Genomic DNA, 23,688 nt, shown 5'->3' on the forward strand with positions numbered 1-23,688 from the left:
CCACCCGCTGGAACAACTCCCACAACTCGTCCGGCACCAACCGCTCAACGATCCCCACCATGACTCACAGAATACCGAGTCACCCAAATGAGATGACCTCTTAGAGCTCGTAACACGATCTTGTTGAAGTGTGCTGGTTGGCCGTGACCGGTGTGACGATTCGGCCGTTTGTGATGGTGTGAGTACTGGGCCGTGGATCGTGGACGACGACTTGTGGGCGGTGATCGAGCCGCTCCTGCCGCCTTGGCCGGGACGGTCGCCGGGGCCGAGGCCGGTGCCGGACCGGCTCTGTCTGCAGGGCATCCTGTTCGTCCTCTACAACGACATGGCCTGGCAACTCCTGCCCCTGGAGCTGGGCTTCGGCTCGGGGCAGACGTGCTGGCGCCGACTGGAGAGGTGGCAGAAGGCAGGAGTCTTCGACCAACTGCACCGGGTCCTGCTTGCCGAGCTGAACGCGGCCGGCGAGCTCGACTGGTCGCGGGCATGCGTGGACGGCTCCCACATCCGGGTGAAAAAGGGGGTGCCGACACCGGCCCGTCGCCGGTCGACCGGCGCAAGACCGCCAGCAAGCACCACCTGATCTGCGACGGTCGCGGCACCCCGCTCAAAGTCATCACGACCGCGGCGAACGTCAACGACGTCACCCAGACCCTCGCCCTGGTCGACGGCATCCCGCCTGTCGCCGGCCGCCCCGGCCGGCCTCGCCGCCGACCGAACGCCCTGCTCGGCGACAAGGGCTACGACTCCAATCCGAACCGGAACGCGCTACGCAAGCGCCGGATCCTGCCTGTCATCTCGCGCAAGGGCTGCCCGAACATCAAAGGGATGGGCAAGCTCCGCTACGTCGTCGAGCAGACCTTCGCGCTCCTCCACCACTTCAAGCGTCTCGCCGTCCGCTGGGAACGCCGCACCGAACTCCACGACGCCTTCGTCTCCCTGGCCTGCAGCCTGATCTGCTGGAGACGCCTCAAGAAGGCCCGCGCATGATCGTGTTACGGGCTCTAAGGGCGATCTGATATCCGGTCCTTCTTCAAGTCGTATGCCAATTTGCTGACATTGGGGTGGCGGTAATGTGGCAGTCCTGCGACGTCGACTTGTTGAACTGGCCGGATTTATCCGTGCCCTTGGTGCTCCTCCATCACCTTCTGGAGTGGGTCTACCTGGCGGCGCGCGACCAGCGGTCATCGAGCTCCTCGTACCAGGTACGCATGCCCTTGCCTCCCGCTACGCGGCCCGCCATGTTCTCAGCGCGCCGACGCTGCTTGCTGTGCGTGGGGTAGACCGACACGAGGTCAGGCAGAGTGGAGATGTCTGCCGCCCCACAGACGGCGGACCCCTCGTATGCCTGTGAAAGTGGACGCATGGGTCAGAAGAGGCCGGGTACGGGAGGGCCTGCGGCGGATTCGACGAAGGCTGGAGAAACCGATGGCTGTACGACACCGATTGATCGAACGTCCCGTCGAGGATGTCTGGGCGGTCCTCGCGGATCCCACGAGCTACGGCGACTGGGTGGTGGGAACATCCGATTCCACGCCCGACGAAGGCACCTGGCCCGAGGTCGGTGCCGGCATCACGTACACGGTCCGGCTGGGCCGGTGGTCCGGCCGGGGACGCACCGTCGTCCGACGCTGTGAGGCCCCGCACGTGCTGGAGCTGGAGGCCGAGAGCGGATGGCTGGGTACCGCCCGGATCGCGCTGAAGGTACGTCGCTGGGGACGCAACACGCTGGTGATCATCGATGAGCACCCCTTGCGAGGGCCCGCCGCGAAGCTCCACAACACCGCCATCGACGCTTTCGTCCAGGTGCGTCACCGCACCATGCTCGCCCGTCTGGCGGAAGTGGTCGAGAGGACCTCAAGGGGCGAACACCAGGTGTCATGACCGTCGCAGCCGCCAGTAGGACTGACGACGAGGTGGCTGTGCAGCAGTGGCTCGGCGCGAACGTGAGGAGGCAGCGATGCCGGATGCGGTGGTCATCGGCGCGGGACCCAACGGGCTCGTCGCGGCGAATCTTCTCGCCGCCGCGGGGTGGAGCGTGGAGGTGCTGGAGGCGCAGCCCGAACCGGGCGGCGCCGTCCGCAGCGACCGTGAGGTCCATCCCGACTACGTGAGCGACCTCTTCAGCGCCTTCTACCCACTAGCAGCCGCGTCCCCCGTCCTCGGCGGGCTGGAGCTCCAGGAGGAAGGGCTCGAATGGAGTCACGCTCCCCGGGTGCTGGCCCACCCACTGCCGGACGGCCGGTGCGCCGTACTCGAACGGGGAGCGCGGGAGACGGCGGCCGGGCTGGATACGTTCGCGGAGGGTGACGGGGCCGCCTGGCTCGACCTGTACGGCACCTGGACCCGTCTGGGCCCTGACATCCTGCGCGCTCTCTTCACCCCCTTCCCACCCGTACGGGCCACCGCCCGGCTGGCCGCCAAGCTCAGGGCGGCCGGAGGACTCCGTCTGGCGCGGACGATGCTCCTGCCCGTGCGTCGCCTGGGTGAGGAGGAGTTCCGCGGCGAAGCGGCGAGGCTTCTCCTTGCGGGGAACGCGCTGCACGCGGACCTCGGCCCCGAGGCAGCAGGCAGCGGGGGTTTCGGTTGGCTGATGTCCATGCTCGGCCAGACCTATGGCTTTCCCGTGCCGGTCGGGGGCGCCGGGGCGCTCACGGCGGCTCTGGTGCGGCGGCTGGAGCGGCACGGCGGTGTCGTCCGGTGCGGGGAGCGCGTGGAGGAGATCGTCGTACGCGCAGGACGTGCTGTCGGCGTACGCACCGCCAGCGGTGAATCCGTTGCGGCCTCCCGTGCGGTGCTCGCTGATGTCTCCGCGTCGGCGCTCTACGGCGGACTGGTCGACACCCGGTTCCTCCCTGACCAGCTGCTGAACGATCTGCGTCGTTTCCAGTGGGACTTCGCGACCTTCAAGGTCGACTGGGCGCTGAATGGGCCGGTGCCGTGGGCCGCCGGTGAGGCGTCCACGGCGGGGACTGTTCATCTGGCTGACGGGATCGACGGTCTTACCCGGTTCGCCGCGCAGATCGCGACCGGTCAGGTCCCCGACCGCCCCTTCCTCCTCTTCGGGCAGATGACCACGGCGGACGCCACACGCTCACCCGCTGGGACGGAGTCGGCCTGGGCCTACACCCACGTTCCTCACCGCATCAAGGGCGACGCCGGTGAGGACGGCCTCACGGGACGGTGGGACCGGCGCGAACAGGAAGCCATGGCCGACCGGATGGAGCATGAGATCGAGCGCTGGGCACCGGGGTTCCGATCGCGCGTCCGCGCCCGCCGGGTTCTCGCTCCCCCGACCATCGAGTCCATGGACGCCAACCTGCTCGGCGGCGCGATCAACGGCGGTACCGCCGCCGCGCACCAGCAGCTGGTGTTCCGCCCGACCCCGGGCACGGGACGGCCCGAGACCCCGGTGAAGAATCTGTACCTCGCCTCCGCCTCCGCACATCCTGGTGGCGGCGTGCACGGAGCCCCCGGCGCGAACGCGGCCCGCGCCGCGCTGCGCGCCGGGAGCCCATTCCGCCTGCACACCTCTGCGCTGCCCCGGGTCGGACGTACCGGACTGACCGGTGGGTAACCGTCTCCAGTTGTGCCCGACAACCCTTCGCACTTTGCCGGAGGTCTCCGACGACGCGGGGCTGCCGCTCAGTCACGGTCCCTGAATCCGCCACTGGCCCGGGCTGCTCGTCCTCCCACGCCTAGGAGCCCCGTCGCCCTGTACCGCGAGTGCGTGAGTTCCCGGCGGGATACCCATGTGATCACCCCCGGCAGACCGGCACGCACCGCCTGGATGCTTCGAAGCCACCCCGGCACGTACACGGAGGACGCACGTCGCTCCACGGAGGCGACCACACGGCGGGCCATGTGATCGGCGGAACGCGTGGTGCGGGCGGGCCGTGGCATATGGCGTCGGATTTCCTGCATGACCGAGTAGCAGTCTGCGTCGCGGATCATATCGGTGTCGATCCAGTTCAGATACGCGATACCGACGCTGACACCGCAATGGGTCATCTCGGCACGCAGAGAATGTGCGAGTGACTCCACGCCGGCTTTGGACGCGCAGTAGGCGCTCATCATCGGCACCGCCCCGACGGACGCAAGTGAGGCGATCTGCAGATAATGGCCGCGAGTGTCGAGCAGGTGCGGCATGAACGACCGTTCAGTAACTGCGCTGCCGACCAGGTTGACCTCGATCACACGTCGCCAACTGGCCGCGTCCGAGTCGAGGAAAGGGCCGGCTTCGGCCACTCCTGCGTTGGCGACGACGATCGAAACGGGGCCCATGAGACGAGGGACTTCCTCAGCTACGCGAGCCATGGCGGCGTCATCGGTAATGTCCACAGTCCAGCACCGCGAATCCGTCGGCAGTTCGGTCGCCACCTTGACGAGGGCGTCCTCCTCCAGGCCGAGCAGAGCTACGTTGACGCCACGGGCAGCTAGTTCTTCGGCTATGGACTTGCCGAGCCCCCGTGCGGCACCGGTCACGACGGCCGTGCGACCGCTGAGAGGCCGCTTCTGATCTGTCATGTGCTTCTCCAGTACGTATGCGTGTGGGCGGCCGACGTGCCGCTACCCGCTCTCGTTTCGGTTTCAGCGCAGTGATGCGGTCCGGCATGGTCCGGGCCGGAGTCGGCGGAGTGTTGCGATGCTGCCGGGCTCCGTATTCCGAGGTGGCACGTCGCCCCCCGATCGATTGTCAGTCTTCGTTTTCCTCGCCAGCGGAAAGTTCCGTGTAGCTCGCTCTTCGCTGCGGATCGCAGGGCAGCCCTTAGAGCTCGACAGAATCTGCTGGGGTGATCGTCGCCTGCATATTGCGCTCCATCATGCGTAGTGCCGCCTCTGCGAGGTCGCTGTGGATATGAGCGACGGCTTCCTTGGGAATGGTCACTTGCACATGGCGAATATGTGCATCGAGAGCGGAGTAGAGGATGCACTGTTCGGTGACCTGGCCGCAAAGAATCACCCGGTCCACGTTGATTTGCGACAGTAGGTAGCTGAGCGGGGTTTCGAAGAATATCGAGTGTCTCGCCTTGACCACAAAGAGCGAATCTTCATCTGGTTGCACCGGACTGACCAATTCCGAATGTGGTCCGGCCAGGGCGGTCTGGAGGATTTCTCCGTGGTGGGATCGCCATTCACCGAAGTTGTCGTTGACATAAATGACCGGGACACCCTGGGCGCGCGCCCGTTCCAAGAGCCGGACCATATGCGGTATCGCCTGACGTACGGAAGGAATCAGAAGCTCTGCATCGGCGTGCTCGTACGTGTTGATCATGTCGATCAGGATCAAAGCATTTCTTCCCATGACGCTATGATCCCACCCTCGCCCGCCTGCGCGCGTCCTCAGGCGGCGTAGGCCCCCGCAGGAGCTGGTGGATGACCCCGCCGACGACGGCGGGGTCAGGTGCCGACGTTCCTTCTCAAGTGCCTCTCTCTCATGCTTTCTCGTATTCTGCGTCGGTCCGCCCGGCCTGGTCCACCAGCGATTTCCGTAATGGACGCGCTGAGGACGCACCGCGCGCAAACCCTGATGCCGTTCACCCCGTACGGCCGCAGGAAATACGGGAGCCCAATCCCGAGTTTCGGATGCTTTCGGGATGGCTGTCTGCAACGCGGACAGGTCGGCCGTGTCCGGTCTGCACGACCCTCAGATATCCCGAGGAGACAGCGGGCGCAGGGCTGGTCCGTGAAGGACCTCGCCGTCAATGCCGAACCGGGAACCGTGGCAAGGGCACTCCCACGCTGTTTCCGCTTCGTTGAAGGAGACCAGGCACCCGAGATGCGTACAGCGCGCCGACACGGCGTGGGCGGTACCGTCCTCGTCGCGATAGACGGCACAACGGCGGCCCTCGACCCGGACGACCGCGCCCGACCCCGGGGCGATCTCGGCGACCGAATCCACATGGGTAGTCTTCACCCGGTCGCCCACGAAGTGCCGAGCCACCTCCACCTGCTGCTTGAGCAGGGCCGGCGCCTCCCGGAGGGTGCTCCACAGACGGCGTGGGTCGTACAGCCCGGCCCACTCGGGTTGTGCGCCGGTGACCAGCGACGCCAGCAGCTGTCCGGCCATGGCACCACCGCTCATGCCCCAGCCGCCGAAACCGGTGGCCACATAGACATGCCGGGCACCCGGGTGGAAGGGGCCGACCAGCGGCACACCGTCGCTCACATCGTTGTCCTGAGCGGCCCACCGGTAGGCAGTCTCGCCTACCGAGAAGTGGTCGTGCATCCACCGGTCCAGTCGCAGGAACCGCTCGTGGCTGTCACCGGTGCCGGGGGTGAAGCTCTCCCCGGTGACAATGAGCAGTCGTCGGCTCTCGTCGAGAGGCGCGGTACGGACGGAGCGCTTCCCCATGTCGTCGGTGACGTACATGTGCTTCGGTGCTTGGTCGGCAGGAATGGGTGCTGCCACCACCAGTTCCCGGCGGGGTGACAAGCGGGCGAAGTGGAGTGCCCGGTCGAACACCGGATAGTGAGTGGCGACGACGACATCCTTCGCGGTGATCGTCGCGCCCCCCTCGGTGGTCACCTTGCACGGACTGCCCTCGCTCAGGCCGGTCACGCGAGTTTGTTCGTGGATGAGGCCGCCTCGTGCGGTGATGTCGTCGGCCAGGGCCAGAAGGTACTTGCGCGGGTGGAACTGCGCCTGGTGTGCGACCTTTACGGCTGCGCGGACAGGGAACGGCAGGTCCGTCTCCGTGACGAAGTGAGCGTCGAGGCCCGCTTCGGCAGCTGCGCGTGCCTCCGCTTCGAAGGTGGCCCGCTGCTGCGGATCGGTGGTGAACGTCAGGGCCGAGGGCCGCTCGACGTCGCAGTCGACGCCGAGTTCCTCCGCGACCGATACAACGCGTTCCACCGCCGCTTGCTGGGACTGGGCGTAATGGCGTGCGCCTTCGCCCCCGCGCGTTCGGCTCAGCCGTTCATAGATCAGGGAGTGCGCTGCTGTGAGTTTCGCCGTCGTGTAGCCCGATACGCCGGCGGCGATACGGTCGGCCTCCAGCACGACCACGCTCCGCCCTGCCCTGGCAAGTTCCCAAGCGGTGCTCAGGCCGGCCATCCCCGCGCCGACCACCACGACGTCCGCCGCCGCGTCCGTGTCCAGCCTGGGCTTGTCGGTGCTCGTTGTCGTCGCCATCCAGTAGGACTCGGCCGTGCCGGGCAGCTCATCGTGTGAGGTCATGCCCCTACGTGTTCCCTCAACAGTACGAAGGAGACGGGGTGACGTGACTCTTCCCCTGAGCGGCCCTGTCTCCATCTCCGGCACAGACCTGTACACCCGGACGGGTAGCGAGAAGCGAAAAGACGCACGTGCATTGCCTCCCCGCACCCTGGCGCTCACGCCCGTTTCAAAGAACGGATCCAGAGCACTCGGGGGATTCGAGCCGGAGGGCACACCGAGTCCTTCACCCCATCGGCCCAGCTGCTCGCCCGTCGGCCACCGAGTGGGGGATCACCGATCGCCCTTGACGTGGGCTTCACCGTACTGTGCGTGGCATGGCCCACCCGTTTCCGCTGGCCAGGTGGGTTGGGCATGACCGAGCGAGGAGGCAGTCGTGGCCGAGCCACTGGCCCATAACCGTCCAGGCGAACCTTCGCTCCGAACGCCCAGCACCCGCCATGGAGTGCAAACGGAGGGGCGCCGCAGGCGCAGGCAGGCACCCGGATCCACCGGCACCATCAGGGTCGCGTCGGTCCCGTCCGGCCACGTCTACGTACGCCATCTGTCCCCGCCCGAGGGCGGTCGGGTGACACGGCTCGATGACCCCCGTCCCTGCGGTGCTCCGAGCGGTTCGCAGCAGTGGTGGCCGCCGGTCATGCTCGACCCGGACTGGGTGGATGAACACGCCGATGCCTTCGACGTGTTCCACCTGCACTTCGGCTTCGACGCACAGACCCCTGCGGCGTTGAAGGAGCTTCTCGCGGCCCTGCGCAGGAACGGGAAGCCGCTGGTCTACACCGTCCACGACCTGGCCAACCCCCACCACCTCGACGAGGGCGAGCACCAGGCGCAGCTGGACGTGCTCGTCCCCGGAGCGGACCGGCTCATCACGCTCACTCCGGGCGCCGCACAGGAGATTGCCGCGCGGTGGGGTCGCACCGCCACCGTCCTGCCGCATCCGCACGTCGTGGAACCTGACGGACTGGTACGCCCGCGGCCCCTGCACGACGCGTTCACGGTCGGCCTCCACGCCAAGAGCATCCGACCCAACATGGATCCTCTGCCGGTGGTCCGGGTGCTCGCCGACGTACTGCCGGAACTCCCCGGCGCGGTGCTCCGCGTCGACTGCCACCCGGACGTCGACGACCCGGCGAGCCACTGGTACGCGCCCGGCGTGCTCGACGAACTGCGCGGGATGAGCCGCGAGGGCCGGCTGGAGCTCAGCGTGCACGACTACTTCGACGACGACGCGCTGTGGGACTACCTGATCGGCCTGGACGTCTCCGTACTGCCCTACCGGTTCGGCACCCACTCCGGATGGCTGGAGGCATGCCACGACCTCGGCACCACCGTCCTCGCCCCCTCCTGCGGGTTCTACGCGCAGCAGCGCCCGTGCTTCACCTACGGACACGACCGACAGGGCCTGGACGCAGCGTCCCTGCGCGACGCGCTGTACACGGCCTACGAAGAGCGTCCCACCTGGCGTGCCGACCCGCTGGAGCGCGGCGCCGAACGCATGCGCATCGCCCGGGCCCACGAGCTCACCTACCAGGACCTCCTGTGAGCGGCACTCGGAGGCCCCCGTCGCAGCCACCGACGGCCCCGCTGCGCATCGCCCTGATCGCCTCGGCCCGCCACCCGATCGCCGAGCCTTTCGCCGGCGGTCTCGAAGCGCATACCTGGACGCTGTCCACGGCCTTGCGGGCCCGGGGCCATGAGGTCGCCGTCTTTGCCGGTCCTGGATCCGATCCGGCGCTGGGCGTGGTCGAGATGCCCCTGCGTGCACCGCGAATCAGCGAGGGCGCGCGGCGGGACAAGAGCATGGTGGCCGTGCTCTGGCTGGAGGAACACCACGCCTACCTGCAGTTGATGCTCGATCTTTCTCGCGAGCCCGGGCGGTACGACGTTGTGCACAACAACAGCCTTCACTACCTGCCGGTGGCGATGGCCCCCGCCCTTTCCGCCCCGGTCGTCACCACCTTGCACACGCCACCGACCCCCTGGATCGAATCAGCCATCCAGGCCGCGCCGCACTGTCCGGTGCACTTCAGCGCGGTCAGCGACCACACCGCCGCCGCTTGGCGGCACGTCGTGCCCGCCGCCACCGTGGTGCGCAATGGCATTGACACCAGGCGGTGGCATCCGGGTTCCGGCGGGGAGGAACTGGTCTGGTCGGGGCGGATCGTTCCAGAGAAGGGCACTCACCTGGCGATCGAAGCCGCGAAACTGTCCGGCCGAGGGTTGCGGATCGCGGGCCCGGTGGGAGACAGCGAATACTTCGAGGCATGCATCCGCCCCCAGTTGAACCGCACCATCACCTATACGGGCCATCTCCACCAGCCTGACCTGTGCGAGCTGGTCGGGTCTTCGGCGGCAGCTGTCGTCACTCCTTGCTGGGACGAGCCGTACGGACTGGTGGTCGCGGAGGCGCTGGCCTGCGGCACACCGGTCTGCGGCTTCGCCCGGGGCGCCCTGCCAGAGATCATCACGCAGGATTGCGGCCGCCTGGCAACGCCTGGCGACTGCGCCGAACTGGCGAAGGTGGTTGAGCCCACGATCGGCCTCTCCCGGGCCGACGCCCGACGGCACGCGGAAGCCTTCTGCTCCATGGACGTCATGACCCGCAGCTATGAACGCTTTTACCGTTCGGTGTCGGCATGATCGGCTACTACGTACACCACCAGGGCAGCGGCCATCTCCACCGCGCCCGGTCCATCGCAGCACACTGCCCCCACACGGTGACCGGACTCTCCTCTCTCCCCCCGCCCGACGACTGGCCCGGCCCCTGGGTACGGCTGCCGAGGGACGACGACGGCGATCCGACCGCATTCGGTGACGTGACGGCGGGCGGGCGGCTGCACTGGGCACCGGTCCTGCACGCCGGACTTCGGGGGCGCATGACACTGATCGCCGAGTGGATCGCGACGATGTCACCAGCCCTCCTGGTGTCCGACGTCTCTGTCGAAGTCGCCCTGCTGGCCAGGCTCCTGGGAACCCCCACCGCGGTCGTGGCCATGCGGGGCGATCGCACGGACCCACCGCATCGAACCGCTTACGACCTGGCCGAACTGCTTCTCGCCCCGTGGCCGTCGGCTCTGCCGGAGCCCGGTTGGCCGCGGCACTGGCGTGCCAAGACGGTCCACACCGGAGCGTTCTCCCGCTTCGACGGCCGCGCCCTTGCCCAGGAGTGCGGGGACGGGGGAGGCCCCCGGCGGGTGCTCCTGCTCATGGGCTCGGGCGGGCGCGATATCTCCACCGCCGAGGTCGCCGAGGCGCAGGCCGCAACCCCCGGCTGGCAATGGACAACGCTGGGCGGCCCGGATGGCCGCTGGTCCACGGACCCGTGGCCCGAACTCTGCTCGGCGGACGTCGTGGTCACCCACGCCGGACAGAACGCCCTCGCCGAATGCGCGGCAGCACGCCGCCCAGCGGTGGTCGTACCGCAAGAGCGCCCCTTCGGCGAACAAGCGGCCACCGGACGCGCCCTCACGCGCGGTCAGCTCGCCCTCGTCACCCCTCGGTGGCCGAACGCCGGCGACTGGTCCGGGCTCCTCGAGCAGGCCCACGCCCACGGCGGAGAACGCTGGTCGCAATGGGCGCCCGGTGACGGCGCCGCCCGCGCCGCCCGTGCTCTGGCCGACACCGCACACAACGAGCAGGCCCCGTGATGCGTACCGCGGTGATCACTCCGGCGGCCGGACGGCACCAACATCTGGCGCTGCAACACCTTGGCCTCGCGGCCGGTTCGCATACCCCGGAACAGTACGTGGTCGTCGCCATGAACGACCCGGGACTCCGGGCGGTACTGGCCGCACGAGGACCCGCCGCGACGGTCATCGACTGCCCGGTGAAGGACAGAAACCTGCCCCTGGCCCGCGCCCGGAACCTCGGCGCCGCCCACGCCTTGGAGCGCGGCGCCGAACTGCTGGTCTTCCTGGACGTCGACTGCGTCCCAGGCGAGCAACTGCTGGAACGCTACCGGCAGGCCGCCCTCCATGCCGAACACCATCGCTCCCTGCTCTGCGGCACCGTCTCCTACCTGCCCCCTCCGGGCCCGGACGGGTACCGGCTGTCGGACCTCCCGGTGCTCGCCGCGCCCCACCCCGGCCGACCGGCCCCCGCGGCCGGGGAGATCCGCCGGAGCGCGGACTATGCGCTGTTCTGGTCTCTGTCCTTCGCCGTGACGGCCGACACCTGGCACGCCATCGGGGGATTCTGCGAGGAGTACGAAGGGTATGGCGGCGAGGACACCGACTACGGGCAGAAGGCACGCGCAGCCGGTGTCCGACTCATGTGGGTGGGTGGCGCTCCGGCCTTCCATCAGCACCACCCGGTCTCCGACCCGCCGGTGTCGCACCTGCACGACATCTTGCGCAACGCCGAGACGTTCCACCGCCGATGGGGCTGGTGGCCGATGAGCGACTGGCTCTACGCGTTCGCCGACCGCGGCCTCGCCCACCGGGACCGTGCCACCGGACGCTGGGTCCTCGGTCCGGCCGGTGAGGGGTGCTCCGAGGGAACGGTGTGAACCGGAACGCGCGGGTAGGCGACCGCCTGGTGCTGAAGACGCCTGGAGTCCCCGGGTCCTTCGGCTAGCTGGAGCGGTCCGAGGCCGGCCAGATGTAGGGCAGGTCGTCAGGATCGTCGGGAAACAGAGGAGCGTAGTAATTCGGGTCCTTGCCGCGTAGCGCGGACCGGTGGCTGCGGTGGAAAGCGGGATCCCCCAGCCACGGTGGCAACTCGTGGTCCGCCGCAAGTTGTGCTTGCGTTCGTACACCCACCGTTCGCTGAGCCGAGAAGTCGGTTAGGAGCGAAGCGGCGCACGTATCCGCGCGTCCAGTTGCGGTCCACGCGCGGCAGATCTCAAGCCCGTAGCGCACCAGCGCCTCCTGGTAGCCCGCCCACATGCGCACGGCCGGGTGGTGGCGCCACCCGTAGCCAGGGACCGTCAAGCCGCGCAGCACCTGAACTGCTTCGACACGTTGTTTGCCCAGGCGCCGGGGGTCGAGTGATGCGGCGGAGGCGACGAAGTCGGGATAGGGCAAGAACGTCTGCATGCCGGCCCATCTCCTGATGTCGATGCCGCCGGTCATGAGGGGACGACTAACGACTAACGGAATGCCAGGGGCTTCAATCTCGCACACCAAGAGGCACCCAGCACCTGGGGCGTCGGTGGGAACACCAGGCTGAGTGCCGGGCGTCCCGCACCGGCCCGCGCGTCCACATGGGCCCTGCCGGATTACGCCGACCACGGGAGGGATGCGCCGGGACTTTCGGGACAGACGGAGTAAGCCTCATCGGTTCCGGCAGCACGGAACCGCACCAGGACTGGTCGATACCCGGCGACAGCTGTGTGAGTCGGCTTCGACGATCTGCGAGAAAGGCGGGCTGATGACGGTGCTTTCCCTACCGCTCCGTCTACATCAGGACTGCGGTGTACGAACAGTGGCGTCGGCGGCCGACCAGTGCCTGCCCGTCGAGAGGCTGCTCGCGGGCGAGCGGACGATTGCCGCGCGCGTCGAGGGCCGCGAGTTGTGGACCCCACCCGACGTACGCCCGGGAAACCGTCTTCGCGGAAGCCGACTTCCCCGCCTCTGGTCACGGCCTTCGGGGCACGGGGAGCGCGCTGAGCTTCGGATCGCCGTGCTCGAACGGCGGCATTCTGTCGCAACCGACCGCGACTTTCCCGTCGACGGGCCGTCTGCGACTGTGCCGCGACGCGGACGTAAGCCGCGAATACATTCCGTAACCGTTTGAATGGCGGTCCCCTTATCCGTAATACATCCTGGACGAGCGGCGGACAGTCGTCGCCACTGAGAGGGCGAGAAGCAGACATGGCGGAGGTACTTCGCAGCAGGCGGCGACGGATGCTTACCGTGCCCGGCGTTTATGCACCGCAACATGACACGCACCTCTTGATGCGCGCTGTCGGCCGAGAACTTGCCGATCCATGTAAGCGTGTGCTGGAACTCGGCACGGGCAGTGGAGCCTTGGCTGTACACGCGGCCGGGCTGGGTGCTCGCGTCACGGCTGTGGACATCTCCCGCAGGGCGGTGTTGTGCGCCAGATTGAATGCCGCACTCCACCGCCAGCGCGTCACCGTCCGCTACCGCGATCTGTCCACCCTCGGCAGGGGCGGATACGACCTGGTCATCAGTAATCCGCCCTACGTGCCGGCCCCGGCAGCCCTGCCGCCTGTGCGCGGCAAGGCTCGTGCGTGGGATGGCGGCCTGGATGGCCGCGCGGTTGTCGACCAGGTCTGCGTGACTGCCGCAACCGTTCTGGAGCCGGGCGGAACGTTGCTCATGGTGCATTCGGCGGTGTGCGGCGTCGATATCACGGTCGACACTCTCCACGGTCTCGGTTTCGACGCGCAGGTCATCGACCGCGAGCTCGTCCCGCTGGGCCCGGTGATGCGCTCCCGGCTGCGGTGGCTGCGCGACCAGGGGCTGATGGACGACGAGCAGCAGGACAAAGAGGAACTGGTGGTCTTCCGTGCGCGACGACGCTGACTTTCGCCGTATCCGTCTCGAACACAACGGTCCGCTATTGGTGGAAGGTCCCGTGACCGTTACCGACGACGACGGCACCATCTCAACGTCCCAGCGATTCATGGTGGCGGTGTGCACATGTCGCCGCAGTCGCGCTCATCCCTGGTGCGACACCAGCCACCGCCGCCGCACGGCCCTGCCCACCGAAACACCGAGGGACGCGACCCCTGACCCGTATGCGGGTGGGACGACATGACCGTGGTTGCCTACCGAGAAGCACGTGACACCACCCCGGCGCTACCGGCCTCTAGGGGTGCCCTGTCCGACGCCGTCATTTCCTCGTTGCGGAATTGCCATGAACCCCGAGTGTGTTCTCGAACAGTGGCCCAGGCGGAGCCCTACGGCGACGACCTTCAGCTGGCGCTCTACCTGTTGTACGAACTGCATTACCAGGGGTTCGAGGGCGTCGGCGACGACCGTGAGTGGGATGCCGACTTGTTGCGACTGCGCGGAGCACTGGAGTGCCGCTTTCTGCGAACGCTGCGGGCGGATGTGCCTCAGGAGGTCGGCGCTGATGGCGCCTTGGCGGAGCTCCTGGTCGAACCGGTCGGCGACGACGGCACTGGCGTCAGCCATTTCCTGCAGAGCGATGGGCAGCTGTGGCAGCTCCGTGAGTACGCGGCACTCCGCTCCCTTTACCACCTCAAGGAGGCCGATCCGCATGCCTGGGTCATTCCGCGGCTGCATGGTCGGGCGAAGGCGGCGATGGTGGCGGTGGAGTACGACGAGTTCGGAGCGGGACGGGCCGAGGAGATGCATGCCCGGCTCTTCGCGAACTTGATGGACGATCTCGACCTGGACCACACCTATGGCCGGTACCTCGACGCGGCACCGGCACAGGTGCTGTGCACCGTCAACGTCATGTCGCTGTTCGGCCTGCACCGCGCACTGCGCGGTGCACTCATCGGCCACTTCGCCGCAGTCGAGGTGACCTCCTCTCCCGGTTCCCGACGGCTCGCGAAGGCGATGCGACGCACAGGCGCCGGGCCGGCCGCCGCACGTTTCTACGAGGAGCACGTCGAGGCCGACGCCGTGCATGAGCAGGTCGTCCGGCATGAGGTGATCGGGCCACTCCTGGCCGCTGAGCCCGGCCTCGACGTCGACGTGGCGTTCGGCATCCACGCCACGGGCCTGCTCGAAGACAGGCTGGGTGAGTTCCTGCTGGCAGCGTGGCGAACCGACCGCTCCGCTCTGCGCATACCCCTGGCGACGACTGCGCAGGACCCTGGCAGACCGTGACAGCCGCACGCAAGAGACAGAGGTGAGCGAGTGCTCCCCTGCTTCGCTCGCTGTCCCGGGGCGTAGCTCGTCGCGGTCAGCTCCGAAGTCGCCGCCCCAGCGATCTCCTCACCACCTGACCCTCCCCCATGACAGACGACATCCTCCGCAATGATGGGAACTCCATGAGTGAGAAGAAGAACCCCGTGAAGTCCGCCGCTGACAAGGTGGTCGAGAAGGTGCAGGACGCCGTTGGGCCTGCGAACGAGATTCCCGGCGCGCCGGGTCCGGTGCCGCCGCCGGTGGACGAGCCCACGGAGCCGACCGGTCCGCTGCCGCCCAAGCCCGACCAGCGGGGGCCGGACACGTACAGCCCGACCGGTCAGGAGACCGGAGTCCCCCAGAAAAAGGTGGCACAGGGCGGGGAGCGCCTGACTACCGCCCAGGGCGCCCGGCTGTACGACACCGACCACTCGCTCAAGGCCGGCCCGCGCGGGCCGGTGCTGCTGCAGGACCACCACCTGCGCGAGAAGATCACCCACTTCGACCACGAGCGCATCCCCGAGCGCGTCGTGCACGCCCGGGGCGCGGCGGCGCACGGGGTCTTCCAGGGCTACGGCACCGCCGGGCAGATCAGCAAGGCGGCGTTCCTGGCCAAGGATGTCGAGACGCCGGTGTTCGTCCGCTTCTCCACCGTTCTCGGTTCGCGGGGTTCGGCCGACACGGTGCGCGACACCCGGGGCTTCGCGACGAAGTTCTACACCGAGGAAGGCGTCTTCGACCTGGTCGGGAACAACATCCCGGTCTTCTTCATCCAGGACGCGATCAAGTTCCCCGACGTCATCCACGCAGGCAAGCCGCACCCCGACCGGGAGATCCCGCAGGCGCAGAGCGCGCACGACACGTTCTGGGACTTCGTCACCCTCCACACCGAGGCGACCCACCACACGCTGTGGAACATGTCGGACCGGGGCATCCCGCGCTCCTACCGGATGATGGAGGGCTTCGGCGTCCACACCTTCCGCCTCGTCAACGCCGAAGGCGCCACGACGCTGGTCAAGTTCCACTGGAAGCCCAAGCTCGGCGTCCACTCCCTGGTCTGGGAAGAGGCGCAGATCACCGCCGGCGTCGACCCGGACTTCCACCGCCGGGACCTCGCCGACGCGATCGAGGCAGGAGCCTTCCCCCAGTGGGAGCTGGGCGTCCAGACCTTCCCCGACACCGAGGACCAGATGTTCGAGGGCATCGATCTCCTCGACCCGACGAAGATCGTTCCCGAGGAGCTGGCCCCCGTACAGCCGATCGGACTGCTCACCCTGAACGCGAACCCGTCGAACTACTTCGCCGAGACCGAGCAGGTCGCCTTCCACCTGGGCCACCTCGTCCCCGGCATCGACGTCACCGACGACCCGCTGCTCCAGGGCCGCCTCTTCTCCTACCTCGACACCCAGCTCACCCGGCTCGGCGGCCCCAACTTCGGCCAACTGCCGATCAACCGCACGCACGCCCCGGTCAACGACATGCTGCGCGACGGTATGCACCAGACCGCGGTCCACCGCGGTGTGGCGCCGTACCGGCCCAATTCCCTGGACGGCGGCTGCCCGTTCCTCGCCGGGGAGGACACCGGGGCCTACATCGAGGTGCCTGCCGAGGTCCCCGCGGCCCGCAAGGTCCGGGACGCGGCAGCGTCCTTCGATGACCACTTCAGCCAGCCCCGCCTGTTCTGGCTGAGCATGACCCCCACGGAGCGCGAGCACATCGTCGCCGCGTACACCTTCGAGCTCGGCAAGTGCTATGAGCAGGCGATCAAGGAACGTGCCCTGCTCGTCCTGGCCAACATCGACAGCGTGCTGTGCGAACAGGTGGCCGCCGGCCTCGGACTGCCCGCCCCGCAGGCAACCGTGGTCCTGGGCGAGCCGGAGCCGAGCCCGGCTCTGTCGCAGCTGGGTGACAGGTGGCCGGCGGACGGCCGGATCATCGGCATCGTCACCGCCGGCGACCAGGACCTGGGCGGCGTTCGGTCGGTCCGCCAAGCGGTGCTGGACGCCGGAATGGTTCCGCTGGTCATCGCTCCGACCGGCGGTAAGCTCGACCAAGACGGTGAACCCGTCACAGTCCAGCGCACCTTCACCACCGCACGCTCCGTCGAGTTCGACGCCATCCTCCTCGCCGGCGCACCGGCCCCCGGCCCCGACGCGCTCGGTGCCCGGGATGCCAAGGTCGATGACGACGCGGTGGTGACCGCCGGGGTCGATCCGCGGGTCCTGCTGTTGATCACCGAGGCATACCGGCACGGCAAGGCCATCGGCGCCTGGGCCGACGGCCTCGACGCCCTGGAGACCGCGGGCATCGCCCCCGACGCTCCCGGTGTGGTCACCGCAGCCGAGCCGGCCTCGGTCCTGGAGGGCCTCACAGGAATGCTGGCTCACCACCGAGCCTGGGACCGGTTCACCCCGGTTGTCTGATCCCTGCCCCGTCGGCTCCCGGCACCTTGCCGGGGGCCGACGGGCCGAAGGGCCGTGACCACGTGACGCGGAAGGCGAAGCACCAGGATCAGCGAGCACGAAGGTCCGGGCACTCTCGTCATCCTGGCCAACTTCGTGTCTCCGCCGGCAGCCGACCTCACCGAGGAATCTGTCCTGCGCCAGTGGGCGGAGCAGGCGGTGTAAGTGGGGCACCCCGTGAAGGGGAACGGCTGACACCGAAGTGAGACGAACAGCCCGCCCCGGGCGTCAGCCGCCGAGCTTGCTGACCGCGTCGTCCAGGGCCGCCGCCATCAGGGTCAGGTCCTGCGGGGCGGGGTACGAGGTGCCCAGCCGGTCCACGAGCTCCGCCCGTGTCAGCACCATCGCAGCGCCGCGGAGCTCGTCGCCCTTGAGGGCGTCCTGCCCCGCCACCCTGGCACGACCCTCCAGCAGGACCAGGGCGGAGTCGTCGTCCGCCGCGTCCAGCAGCTCGCGGACCAGAGTTTCGTCGATCATCATGTGTTCCCTGTCCTGTTCTCGGTTTTCCGTCGCCGGGCGGATTTCGGGCGGCCGTCCTGCGGAACACCCGCCGTCGCTACGCGGTTCAGTCGTCCTTGTTCCATGGCCTCGCGGACGGCGTCCCTGGTCCGGTCCATCAGCTGGAGCCGCTGTTCTTCTGGAGCAGGCAGTCGTATCCCAGTTGCATGGTGTCGGCCACCGCCAAGGCGGCGATCGCTTCCGTAACGGTGCGCGTGGCGCGGGGCCACAGTTGGTGGGCGCCGGTGAAGGTGGTCGTCAGCCAGACGCTGAGGCAGAAGGGGCAGGTGGCCAGCTCGCCCACGGTCGACCTGATGCGGCCCCCGCGGGGACTCTCCTTCACTTCGGCGGGGCCCGACGCCCCCTCGTACCGTGTGAACGGTGCCCGGAGCGGGCTTGTGACGGACCCCTTGCTGAGCAACCGGCCCAGTCGGAACACGGCGGCTGCCGTCAACAGGAGATCGAGCGGGCGGCGGCGGTCCGGAAGCGCGGTCCTTCGCACACCTACCGCAGCGCCCCAAGCGGCCGTATACACACCGAACGCGACCAGCGCGCCGAGGTGGCCGGCGAGCTGATGCTCCTCAGGCGGTGAGTAGGCCCTGCTTACCCGGCGAAAGACGGCTCCTGCCCTCTGCACGGGCGTGCTTTCCTTGTGTGCACCATGATTCATGACAAAACCTCCGCTAAGGCTGTTCGGGGCTTGAACCTCTGTGGGCTTGCCGGCTTCTACGAGGCTTCGCCGTCACCGTTGGATTCCCAGTCCCCTTCGGCCTGAGAGGGGGTGCGTTCCGCCCCCGGGGGGCCGACGCTCCGTATCCTGAGCGGATCCGTCGTCGGGGCGTTCACCCTCGGCCTGGGACGGTGTGTTCTGCTGCATGAGTCGGCCTCTTTCCCTCTCGTGGCTGGGCCATGCGCCGTCACGGCACGCGCGTATGTGATCGGTGCCCGATTCGGACTGCGGTAGACCTTCGCCGGGCCGCCGGGGAGCCGTCCGGACGAACGCGCGATCCTCGGCGGGGACGAGGTCACAAGCGGGTCGTGAACGGCGAGTTCCGGCCGGCGCGGGCCGACGGCGGAGGGAGCCCGCACCTCGACCCGATCCCCTGGCGGCCGAAGGGCGCTTGACCATGTGCGCAGAGGATGAGCGCCGGTGGGCGCGACCGGTGGTGGTGTACCAGTGAGAAGCGACGACAGCGGCGAGGGCGACCTCGACGAGGTCGCCACCGTAGTACATCAGCTGAGATGCCGTGTGGACGTCGCTGGTGACGAAGGCGGTGCCGGGCGGGGGAGTGGCATAAAGACTCTTCGCGAGAACGGCATGGGCCCAGCCTGCGGCCAACAGGGTACTGCCGCGCCAGTAGAGGTTCCATGGACGGCGCACGGGATCGAGCTGGCAAACGGCGAACGTGAACAGCAGTCCGGCGCCCAGGACGTGGATGTGGACCACGACGTCGAGCAGAGGCTGATGATGACTGGCGGCGAGCAAAGGGGTGCGGTAGAGCACCCACAAACCGCCGATGTCCAGGACAGCGGCCAGGGGCGGGAAGAACAGTCCGGTTACGAGCCGGGAGTGCGCGACAGCCAGAAGGGCACGCCGGGCCGGTGTGCCGCCGGGCAGCACGCGCAGGAGCAGAGTCAGAGGGCGGGCGAGGACCAGCAGCAGAGGGACAACCATGGCGACGGCGAGGTGCTGGGCCATATGAGCGGTGAAGGGTCCACCCGGCACTGCGCCAACCAGGGCCCAGGCGAGGCTCCCGCATGCGACGGCGAAGAAGGCGCACCGGCGGCGGGGCCAGGCGTCACCGCGCCGACGCAACCGCGCGGCGGCCAGCAGGTAGACCATGGCGGCCAGGAGCGCGGCCGTAGCAACAGCAGGCCCCAGCAGACCGATGTCTCCCGCGCCTAGATGTGTGGGGTTCACCATCACACCGATGCCGGCCGATTACGGGCGCTGCGCTCGGCGCGCACCGTCTGGGCGATGCCGAGGGCGAGGAGGATGACACCGACAGAGTTCCACGCCCAGTCGTAAGGCGTGACATCGACGCCATAGCGAATCTGGTGGAGGCGCAGCAGCTTGTGATCGACGATGCCGTCGAAGAGCTGAAAGGCGCCCAGGCCGAGAAAGAAGCCGGCCCACCCGTGGGCAGCGACGAGAGCGTTGCGGCGACGCAGGTCAGCGAAGCCGAAGAACCCGGCGACGAGAGCGAGGAGCTCGAAGGTGTGCAGCAGACCGTCGGAGAGCAGACCGATGCCGAGCGCGGAGCGGTCGTAGAAGTGGTGCCAGTGCAGGATCTGATGGAAGACGATCTCGTCGACGGCGGCCATCACGGCCAAGCCGATCAGCGCACACACGGCTAACGAACGCCCAGGCTGCGGCCGGTCCTCGGAAGAAGAGGCGGGGCGGGGCGGCATGCTCCTCATAGCGACCGGCTTTCTGGACGGGGCTCTTCGCCGTTGTTCGGTCGTCCGTAGTCATATAGCAGCACTCCCCGTCACGGAGACGAGCTCTCACCTCGCTTGACCCGGCAGATCCAGACCCGGCCAGGTGTCCCTGCCCTTACGCGCACATGTTGGAAGTATCGGGAATCATACCGATGGAGCGAGAGAACGAACGTCGAACCCCGGGGGACGGGTGCGGCTTGGTGGAATGAAGTCCGGCCATGACTGGTCACCGGGCTCGAGTGTGGGGGCCGGGGGGCAGATCAGAAGGCGGAGTAGGGCAGGCGACCAAACCCCCTGGTCTGGTCTTACGGCGGAGCCGGGGCGGGCGGGCACGGTCGTGCTCTCGCCCGGTGGATTCCATTTGCGTATGGAGGAGCATCGAGTCGAGGGGCAGATCTGGCTGCAAGGTCGTCGATATCCATCATGGGCGTCCGGGACGAGGAAGCTCCAAGAAGTAAAGAGGGTGGCTGATCCACGTTTCGATCCTGTCGTCCCGACTGGAGAAAGTCGCAGATCAGGGCCGGTTTCGGATTGCTCCGAAACCGGCCCTGATCATTTCTGGGGACCAGTTGAGGACCGGGTGCAGGCAAGAGGCCCCTCGTGACCGGACGGTGGCGATGACGAGCCGGTGCAGGGCTGCGAAGCGGCGGAGGCTGACCGGCCGAAATTCTCCCTGGCATCGTCGGCCTGTCCACATCGTTCAGGGGTACGAGGAGCGCATGCGGGTGATGCAGGCTCACATGACCCTCGGCTCCCGCCCTCGGGGTGGGTGAACGGAGAGCGGATGTCGGTCGACCTCACGGGCTTCCTCGCAGTGGTGTTGGTTGCGTACGTGGTACCCGGTCCGGACTTCTTGGTGGTGTTCCGGTCGGCGATCGAGCACCCCTCCAAGGGGCGGGCGGCGGGGCTGGGCGCCCAGGTAGGACTGTGCGTACACATGCTCGCCGCCGCCATCGGTCTGGCGGTGATCGCCGCCCGCTCCCCAGCCGTCTACGACGCGATCAAGCTGCTGGGCGCCGTCTATCTGGTCCATCTCGGGGTCCGGGCGGTGCTCGCCGCCCGGCGGGCCGCGCGGAGGCGGGCCACTGTCCCGGAAGCGGAGGACGACAGCTCGCCGGTGGGAGAGCCGCGGTCCGTCGATGAGCGGTGGCGTTCCGGCTTCGCCCAGGGGTTTCTGACCAACGTGCTCAACCCCAAGGCGGCGCTGTTCTTTCTCAGTATCCTGCCGCAGTTCGTCAACGACGGTGGCTCGATGACCGCGCAGATCTTCATTCTCGGCACCCTGGACATCCTGATCGGGGTCGTCTACTGGTTCGCCGTGGTCGCCGTCGCCACGCGGCTGCGCGCCCTGCTGGCTCGTCCGAAGTTCCAGCACCGCTGGGAACTGACCACCGGCTGGTTGCTCATTGCCATCGGCGTCGGTGTCGCGTCTACCGCCTGAATCGCACAAACCCGACCCGCGTCGGTCAGGGCATCGACGTGTCGTGCAGGGGAATCCGGACACGGATGCGTTTGCCGACCGGTTCGCGATGGACAGCGAAGCTCTGGCAGACCAAGAGGACGAGTTCGAGGCCATGCTGACCGATACGGGTCGGGTCGGCGGACGAGGCTGCGGGCAGGACGGCGCCGGAGTCCCACATCACGATGTCCATCAGAACGCCATCGGTTTCGAGGTCCAGCAGGCAGGGGCCGGGCGCGTACTTGCAGACGTTCGTGGCCAGTTCGCTGACGACCAGTTGTGCGGTCTCCACCGCCCGGGCGGAGACGCTCAGGCCGTGGCGCGACTGTGCGGCGTCCAGGAAATCTCTGACGAAGGCGCGGGCCTCCGCGATCTCGCCGGAAGCCATGTCGTACACGGCACTGCCCCGCACGGTGCCCGTGACAGCCGCCTCCTGTCGTTCCCGCCCGGTCATTGTCAGCTGTCCCATGAGATATCCCCCGTCAACACCGGTCGCGGCCCACCGCGACCTGCTCGCCCCTCCCGCCTACCCTGCCCCGCGTATTCCAGACAGGCCAGATCCGGGGGGAGGGGGCAGGCGGTTCGTGCGGCTTGCGACGGAGGGGTGGACCCGTAAAGAAAGGCTTCGGCGCTCAAGGTCAGGTCACCTATGCTCGCTCACATGTTGAGACTCGGATTTCCTGTCCTCGGCGTCACAGATGTTCCCCGTGCGGTGGCCTTCTGGACCGAAGCGTTGGACCTGGTCGTCTCGTCGGAGTGGCAGAGCGAAACATGGCGGACCCTCCATCACCGCGATGGCTCCGGCCGGGCTCTCGCCCTGATGCACAGCGCCTCCCCGGCCGAGCCGCGCCCGCGCCTGCACCTCGACCTGTGCGTGGACACGGCCGAGGAGCAGCACAGGGAGGTCCAGCGGCTGGTCGGGCTCGGCGCGCGGACCGTCGAGTGGGACCTGTACCCGCCCGACCCCGACTTCGTCGTCCTCTCCGACCCGGACGGCAACATCTTCTGCGTTGTCGACGTGAGCCACGGGCCCAGTGAGGGCGAGGAATCGGCGTCCTGACGCAGCGTAAGTCCTGCGGCCCAGGAGGCTGATCGGTCCCAGGGGCGAAAGTCACCGGACGCGGCGGGCGTCGGTCCCGCTCCGGCCGCCGAACCGGTTGCCCTCGAAGGCAGAATGGTCCCGGAAGAGGTCGGTGATCACCTTGAACAGCACGAAGAACCACATGACCCAGAGGAACAGGTACAGCATGGTCAGGAAGAGGTTCAGCAGCGGGTAATCGTCCATGGGCCTACTCCGATCGCACGGATGATCCCTTATTCATACAGTTGGTCCGATTCGTCCGCATTCGGCGATCCGCAGGGTGTGCGCGGGCGGGTGGGTGATGCCCAGGTCCGGTCGCCAGACCGCCAGGATCTGTGCCGACGGATCGAACAGCGGGTCCGGCAGCTCCTCGGGCGCGGTCCACCGCCAGGCGCTGATCAGATGCGGCTCGGTCACCTCGGGGTCGCCGGAGGTGAGCCGTACGACGGCCGCCATGCTGATGCGGTTGATCCCGCCGATCACGTCGTGGACCATCGCGATGACGTCCACGGACGCCTCGCCGACCACCAGGCCCGTCTCCTCGCGCAGCTCCCGCACGGCCGCCGCCGCGATCGACTCGTGCGTCGCGTCGACCTTCCCGCCCGGCAGCTCCCACGTACCGCTGTGGTGCCGGCCCAGCAGGATCCGCCCCCGGCCGTCCTCGACGATCACCCCGACTCCGAGGGCCGCCTGTGCGGTGGGCGGGCGGGTGTTGCGGACGGGCGCGGTGGCAGGCTCGGCCGGCATGGTGCTGGTTCTCCGCTCTCCGGTGCTTGTGT

General features: G+C 68.2%; 23 protein-coding genes and 1 pseudogene. 13 read left to right on the forward strand and 11 right to left on the reverse strand.

Translation table 11 applies throughout. From position 1 onward, the window contains the following. Positions 1 to 178 precede the first annotated feature (178 nt). From ACFWM7_RS10405 to ACFWM7_RS10415, 3 genes are all read left to right on the forward strand, one after another. Positions 179 to 987, forward strand: a protein-coding gene (locus tag ACFWM7_RS10405) for an IS5 family transposase (protein ID WP_383257665.1) whose coding sequence is annotated in 2 segments (ribosomal slippage) — positions 179 to 496 and positions 499 to 987 — 807 coding nt in all. Because the reading frame shifts where the segments join, the coding sequence is not laid out codon by codon here. Between the two features lie 438 nt (positions 988 to 1,425). After that, positions 1,426 to 1,881, forward strand: a complete 456-nt coding sequence (locus ACFWM7_RS10410) for an SRPBCC family protein (protein ID WP_383257670.1) — start codon at positions 1,426 to 1,428, stop codon at positions 1,879 to 1,881. Between the two features lie 76 nt (positions 1,882 to 1,957). Next, positions 1,958 to 3,574: a phytoene desaturase family protein gene (locus ACFWM7_RS10415; protein WP_383257673.1), complete on the forward strand. Its 1,617-nt coding sequence runs from the start codon at positions 1,958 to 1,960 to the stop codon at positions 3,572 to 3,574. Positions 3,575 to 3,642: 68 nt separating this feature from the next. Here the strand turns inward: ACFWM7_RS10415 and ACFWM7_RS10420 are convergent, their stop codons facing one another. From ACFWM7_RS10420 to ACFWM7_RS10430, 3 genes are all read right to left on the reverse strand, one after another. Further along, positions 3,643 to 4,524: an SDR family oxidoreductase gene (locus tag ACFWM7_RS10420; RefSeq protein ID WP_383257678.1), complete on the reverse strand. Its 882-nt coding sequence runs from the start codon at positions 4,522 to 4,524 to the stop codon at positions 3,643 to 3,645. Positions 4,525 to 4,765: 241 nt separating this feature from the next. Next, positions 4,766 to 5,302 (reverse strand): isochorismatase family cysteine hydrolase, encoded by a 537-nt coding sequence (locus tag ACFWM7_RS10425; protein WP_383257682.1) that lies wholly within the window; start codon positions 5,300 to 5,302, stop codon positions 4,766 to 4,768. A gap of 342 nt (positions 5,303 to 5,644) precedes the next feature. Further along, positions 5,645 to 7,177, reverse strand: a complete 1,533-nt coding sequence (locus tag ACFWM7_RS10430; protein WP_383257687.1) for an FAD-dependent oxidoreductase — start codon at positions 7,175 to 7,177, stop codon at positions 5,645 to 5,647. Positions 7,178 to 7,619: 442 nt separating this feature from the next. Between ACFWM7_RS10430 and ACFWM7_RS10435 the strand changes: the two genes are divergently transcribed. The 4 genes from ACFWM7_RS10435 to ACFWM7_RS10450 are packed head-to-tail and all read left to right on the forward strand — an operon-like array spanning position 7,620 to position 11,684. Further along, positions 7,620 to 8,720, forward strand: coding sequence for a glycosyltransferase (locus tag ACFWM7_RS10435; protein ID WP_383257691.1), 1,101 nt, complete (start codon positions 7,620 to 7,622; stop codon positions 8,718 to 8,720). Further along, entirely contained in the window at positions 8,717 to 9,817 is a 1,101-nt protein-coding gene (locus tag ACFWM7_RS10440) for a glycosyltransferase (protein ID WP_383257694.1), read from the forward strand. Before ACFWM7_RS10435 ends, ACFWM7_RS10440 begins: the two co-directional genes overlap by 4 nt. After that, positions 9,814 to 10,824, forward strand: a complete 1,011-nt coding sequence (locus tag ACFWM7_RS10445) for a glycosyltransferase (protein ID WP_383257699.1) — start codon at positions 9,814 to 9,816, stop codon at positions 10,822 to 10,824. The genes ACFWM7_RS10440 and ACFWM7_RS10445 overlap by 4 nt, the downstream gene beginning before the upstream one ends. Further along, a complete protein-coding gene (locus ACFWM7_RS10450) occupies positions 10,824 to 11,684 on the forward strand; it encodes a glycosyltransferase family 2 protein (RefSeq protein ID WP_383257776.1) in 861 nt (286 codons plus the stop codon). The genes ACFWM7_RS10445 and ACFWM7_RS10450 overlap by 1 nt, the downstream gene beginning before the upstream one ends. A gap of 64 nt (positions 11,685 to 11,748) precedes the next feature. Here the strand turns inward: ACFWM7_RS10450 and ACFWM7_RS10455 are convergent, their stop codons facing one another. After that, complete coding sequence (locus ACFWM7_RS10455) at positions 11,749 to 12,213, reverse strand: MSMEG_6728 family protein (protein ID WP_383257780.1); 465 nt, start codon at positions 12,211 to 12,213, stop codon at positions 11,749 to 11,751. A gap of 810 nt (positions 12,214 to 13,023) precedes the next feature. On the opposite strand from ACFWM7_RS10455, the gene ACFWM7_RS10460 reads away from it, so the two are divergent. From ACFWM7_RS10460 to ACFWM7_RS10475, 4 genes are all read left to right on the forward strand, one after another. Continuing rightward, positions 13,024 to 13,668 (forward strand): HemK2/MTQ2 family protein methyltransferase, encoded by a 645-nt coding sequence (locus ACFWM7_RS10460; RefSeq protein WP_383257702.1) that lies wholly within the window; start codon positions 13,024 to 13,026, stop codon positions 13,666 to 13,668. After that, complete coding sequence (locus ACFWM7_RS10465) at positions 13,652 to 13,903, forward strand: CDGSH iron-sulfur domain-containing protein (RefSeq protein ID WP_383257705.1); 252 nt, start codon at positions 13,652 to 13,654, stop codon at positions 13,901 to 13,903. The genes ACFWM7_RS10460 and ACFWM7_RS10465 overlap by 17 nt, the downstream gene beginning before the upstream one ends. Beyond that, positions 13,900 to 14,946 carry an iron-containing redox enzyme family protein gene (locus ACFWM7_RS10470; protein ID WP_383257709.1) on the forward strand — a complete coding sequence of 349 codons (1,047 nt, stop codon included), beginning with the start codon at positions 13,900 to 13,902 and terminating at the stop codon, positions 14,944 to 14,946. Before ACFWM7_RS10465 ends, ACFWM7_RS10470 begins: the two co-directional genes overlap by 4 nt. Before the next feature lie 164 nt (positions 14,947 to 15,110). Next, positions 15,111 to 17,390, forward strand: coding sequence for a catalase (locus tag ACFWM7_RS10475; protein WP_383257712.1), 2,280 nt, complete (start codon positions 15,111 to 15,113; stop codon positions 17,388 to 17,390). Between the two features lie 267 nt (positions 17,391 to 17,657). Here ACFWM7_RS10475 and ACFWM7_RS10480 read toward each other — a convergent pair whose 3' ends face one another. From ACFWM7_RS10480 to ACFWM7_RS10495, 4 genes are all read right to left on the reverse strand, one after another. Continuing rightward, positions 17,658 to 17,906 (reverse strand): hypothetical protein, encoded by a 249-nt coding sequence (locus tag ACFWM7_RS10480; RefSeq protein WP_383257714.1) that lies wholly within the window; start codon positions 17,904 to 17,906, stop codon positions 17,658 to 17,660. 139 nt (positions 17,907 to 18,045) lie between these two features. Beyond that, complete coding sequence (locus tag ACFWM7_RS10485; RefSeq protein ID WP_383257719.1) at positions 18,046 to 18,597, reverse strand: DUF1360 domain-containing protein; 552 nt, start codon at positions 18,595 to 18,597, stop codon at positions 18,046 to 18,048. A gap of 72 nt (positions 18,598 to 18,669) precedes the next feature. Beyond that, entirely contained in the window at positions 18,670 to 19,851 is a 1,182-nt protein-coding gene (locus tag ACFWM7_RS10490) for a cytochrome c oxidase assembly protein (RefSeq protein WP_383257724.1), read from the reverse strand. Beyond that, positions 19,851 to 20,339, reverse strand: coding sequence for a DUF2243 domain-containing protein (locus tag ACFWM7_RS10495; RefSeq protein ID WP_383257730.1), 489 nt, complete (start codon positions 20,337 to 20,339; stop codon positions 19,851 to 19,853). Before ACFWM7_RS10495 ends, ACFWM7_RS10490 begins: the two co-directional genes overlap by 1 nt. A gap of 814 nt (positions 20,340 to 21,153) precedes the next feature. On the opposite strand from ACFWM7_RS10495, the gene ACFWM7_RS10500 reads away from it, so the two are divergent. Then, positions 21,154 to 21,810 (forward strand): LysE family translocator, encoded by a 657-nt coding sequence (locus tag ACFWM7_RS10500; protein ID WP_383257734.1) that lies wholly within the window; start codon positions 21,154 to 21,156, stop codon positions 21,808 to 21,810. 25 nt (positions 21,811 to 21,835) lie between these two features. On the opposite strand, the gene ACFWM7_RS10505 is transcribed toward ACFWM7_RS10500, so the two are convergent. Continuing rightward, a complete protein-coding gene (locus ACFWM7_RS10505) occupies positions 21,836 to 22,297 on the reverse strand; it encodes an ATP-binding protein (RefSeq protein WP_383257737.1) in 462 nt (153 codons plus the stop codon). 192 nt (positions 22,298 to 22,489) lie between these two features. Between ACFWM7_RS10505 and ACFWM7_RS10510 the strand changes: the two genes are divergently transcribed. Beyond that, positions 22,490 to 22,888: a VOC family protein gene (locus tag ACFWM7_RS10510; RefSeq protein WP_383257742.1), complete on the forward strand. Its 399-nt coding sequence runs from the start codon at positions 22,490 to 22,492 to the stop codon at positions 22,886 to 22,888. A 111-nt stretch (positions 22,889 to 22,999) separates the two neighbouring features. On the opposite strand, the pseudogene ACFWM7_RS10515 reads toward ACFWM7_RS10510, so the two are convergent. Next, positions 23,000 to 23,113: pseudogene (locus ACFWM7_RS10515) on the reverse strand (SHOCT domain-containing protein); the annotation flags it as partial. A 33-nt stretch (positions 23,114 to 23,146) separates the two neighbouring features. Next, positions 23,147 to 23,656: an NUDIX hydrolase gene (locus ACFWM7_RS10520; protein WP_383257750.1), complete on the reverse strand. Its 510-nt coding sequence runs from the start codon at positions 23,654 to 23,656 to the stop codon at positions 23,147 to 23,149. Positions 23,657 to 23,688 lie beyond the last annotated feature (32 nt).

The organism is Streptomyces sp. NPDC058375, from assembly GCF_042723425.1.
Lineage (GTDB): Bacteria > Actinomycetota > Actinomycetes > Streptomycetales > Streptomycetaceae > Streptomyces > Streptomyces durocortorensis.

Bases quoted from the DNA above. Each gene is read 5' to 3' on its own strand.
- ACFWM7_RS10410 (WP_383257670.1), top strand. From the start codon at position 1,426: ATGGCTGTACGACACCGATTGATCGAACGTCCCGTCGAGGATGTCTGG.
- ACFWM7_RS10415 (WP_383257673.1), top strand. From the start codon at position 1,958: ATGCCGGATGCGGTGGTCATCGGCGCGGGACCCAACGGGCTCGTCGCG.
- ACFWM7_RS10420 (WP_383257678.1), bottom strand. From the start codon at position 4,524: ATGACAGATCAGAAGCGGCCTCTCAGCGGTCGCACGGCCGTCGTGACC.
- ACFWM7_RS10425 (WP_383257682.1), bottom strand. From the start codon at position 5,302: ATGGGAAGAAATGCTTTGATCCTGATCGACATGATCAACACGTACGAG.
- ACFWM7_RS10430 (WP_383257687.1), bottom strand. From the start codon at position 7,177: ATGACCTCACACGATGAGCTGCCCGGCACGGCCGAGTCCTACTGGATG.
- ACFWM7_RS10445 (WP_383257699.1), top strand. From the start codon at position 9,814: ATGATCGGCTACTACGTACACCACCAGGGCAGCGGCCATCTCCACCGC.
- ACFWM7_RS10450 (WP_383257776.1), top strand. From the start codon at position 10,824: ATGCGTACCGCGGTGATCACTCCGGCGGCCGGACGGCACCAACATCTG.
- ACFWM7_RS10455 (WP_383257780.1), bottom strand. From the start codon at position 12,213: ATGCAGACGTTCTTGCCCTATCCCGACTTCGTCGCCTCCGCCGCATCA.
- ACFWM7_RS10460 (WP_383257702.1), top strand. From the start codon at position 13,024: ATGCTTACCGTGCCCGGCGTTTATGCACCGCAACATGACACGCACCTC.
- ACFWM7_RS10470 (WP_383257709.1), top strand. From the start codon at position 13,900: ATGACCGTGGTTGCCTACCGAGAAGCACGTGACACCACCCCGGCGCTA.
- ACFWM7_RS10475 (WP_383257712.1), top strand. From the start codon at position 15,111: ATGAGTGAGAAGAAGAACCCCGTGAAGTCCGCCGCTGACAAGGTGGTC.
- ACFWM7_RS10480 (WP_383257714.1), bottom strand. From the start codon at position 17,906: ATGATCGACGAAACTCTGGTCCGCGAGCTGCTGGACGCGGCGGACGAC.
- ACFWM7_RS10485 (WP_383257719.1), bottom strand. From the start codon at position 18,597: ATGAATCATGGTGCACACAAGGAAAGCACGCCCGTGCAGAGGGCAGGA.
- ACFWM7_RS10490 (WP_383257724.1), bottom strand. From the start codon at position 19,851: ATGGTGAACCCCACACATCTAGGCGCGGGAGACATCGGTCTGCTGGGG.
- ACFWM7_RS10495 (WP_383257730.1), bottom strand. From the start codon at position 20,339: ATGCCGCCCCGCCCCGCCTCTTCTTCCGAGGACCGGCCGCAGCCTGGG.
- ACFWM7_RS10500 (WP_383257734.1), top strand. From the start codon at position 21,154: ATGTCGGTCGACCTCACGGGCTTCCTCGCAGTGGTGTTGGTTGCGTAC.
- ACFWM7_RS10505 (WP_383257737.1), bottom strand. From the start codon at position 22,297: ATGGGACAGCTGACAATGACCGGGCGGGAACGACAGGAGGCGGCTGTC.
- ACFWM7_RS10510 (WP_383257742.1), top strand. From the start codon at position 22,490: ATGTTGAGACTCGGATTTCCTGTCCTCGGCGTCACAGATGTTCCCCGT.
- ACFWM7_RS10520 (WP_383257750.1), bottom strand. From the start codon at position 23,656: ATGCCGGCCGAGCCTGCCACCGCGCCCGTCCGCAACACCCGCCCGCCC.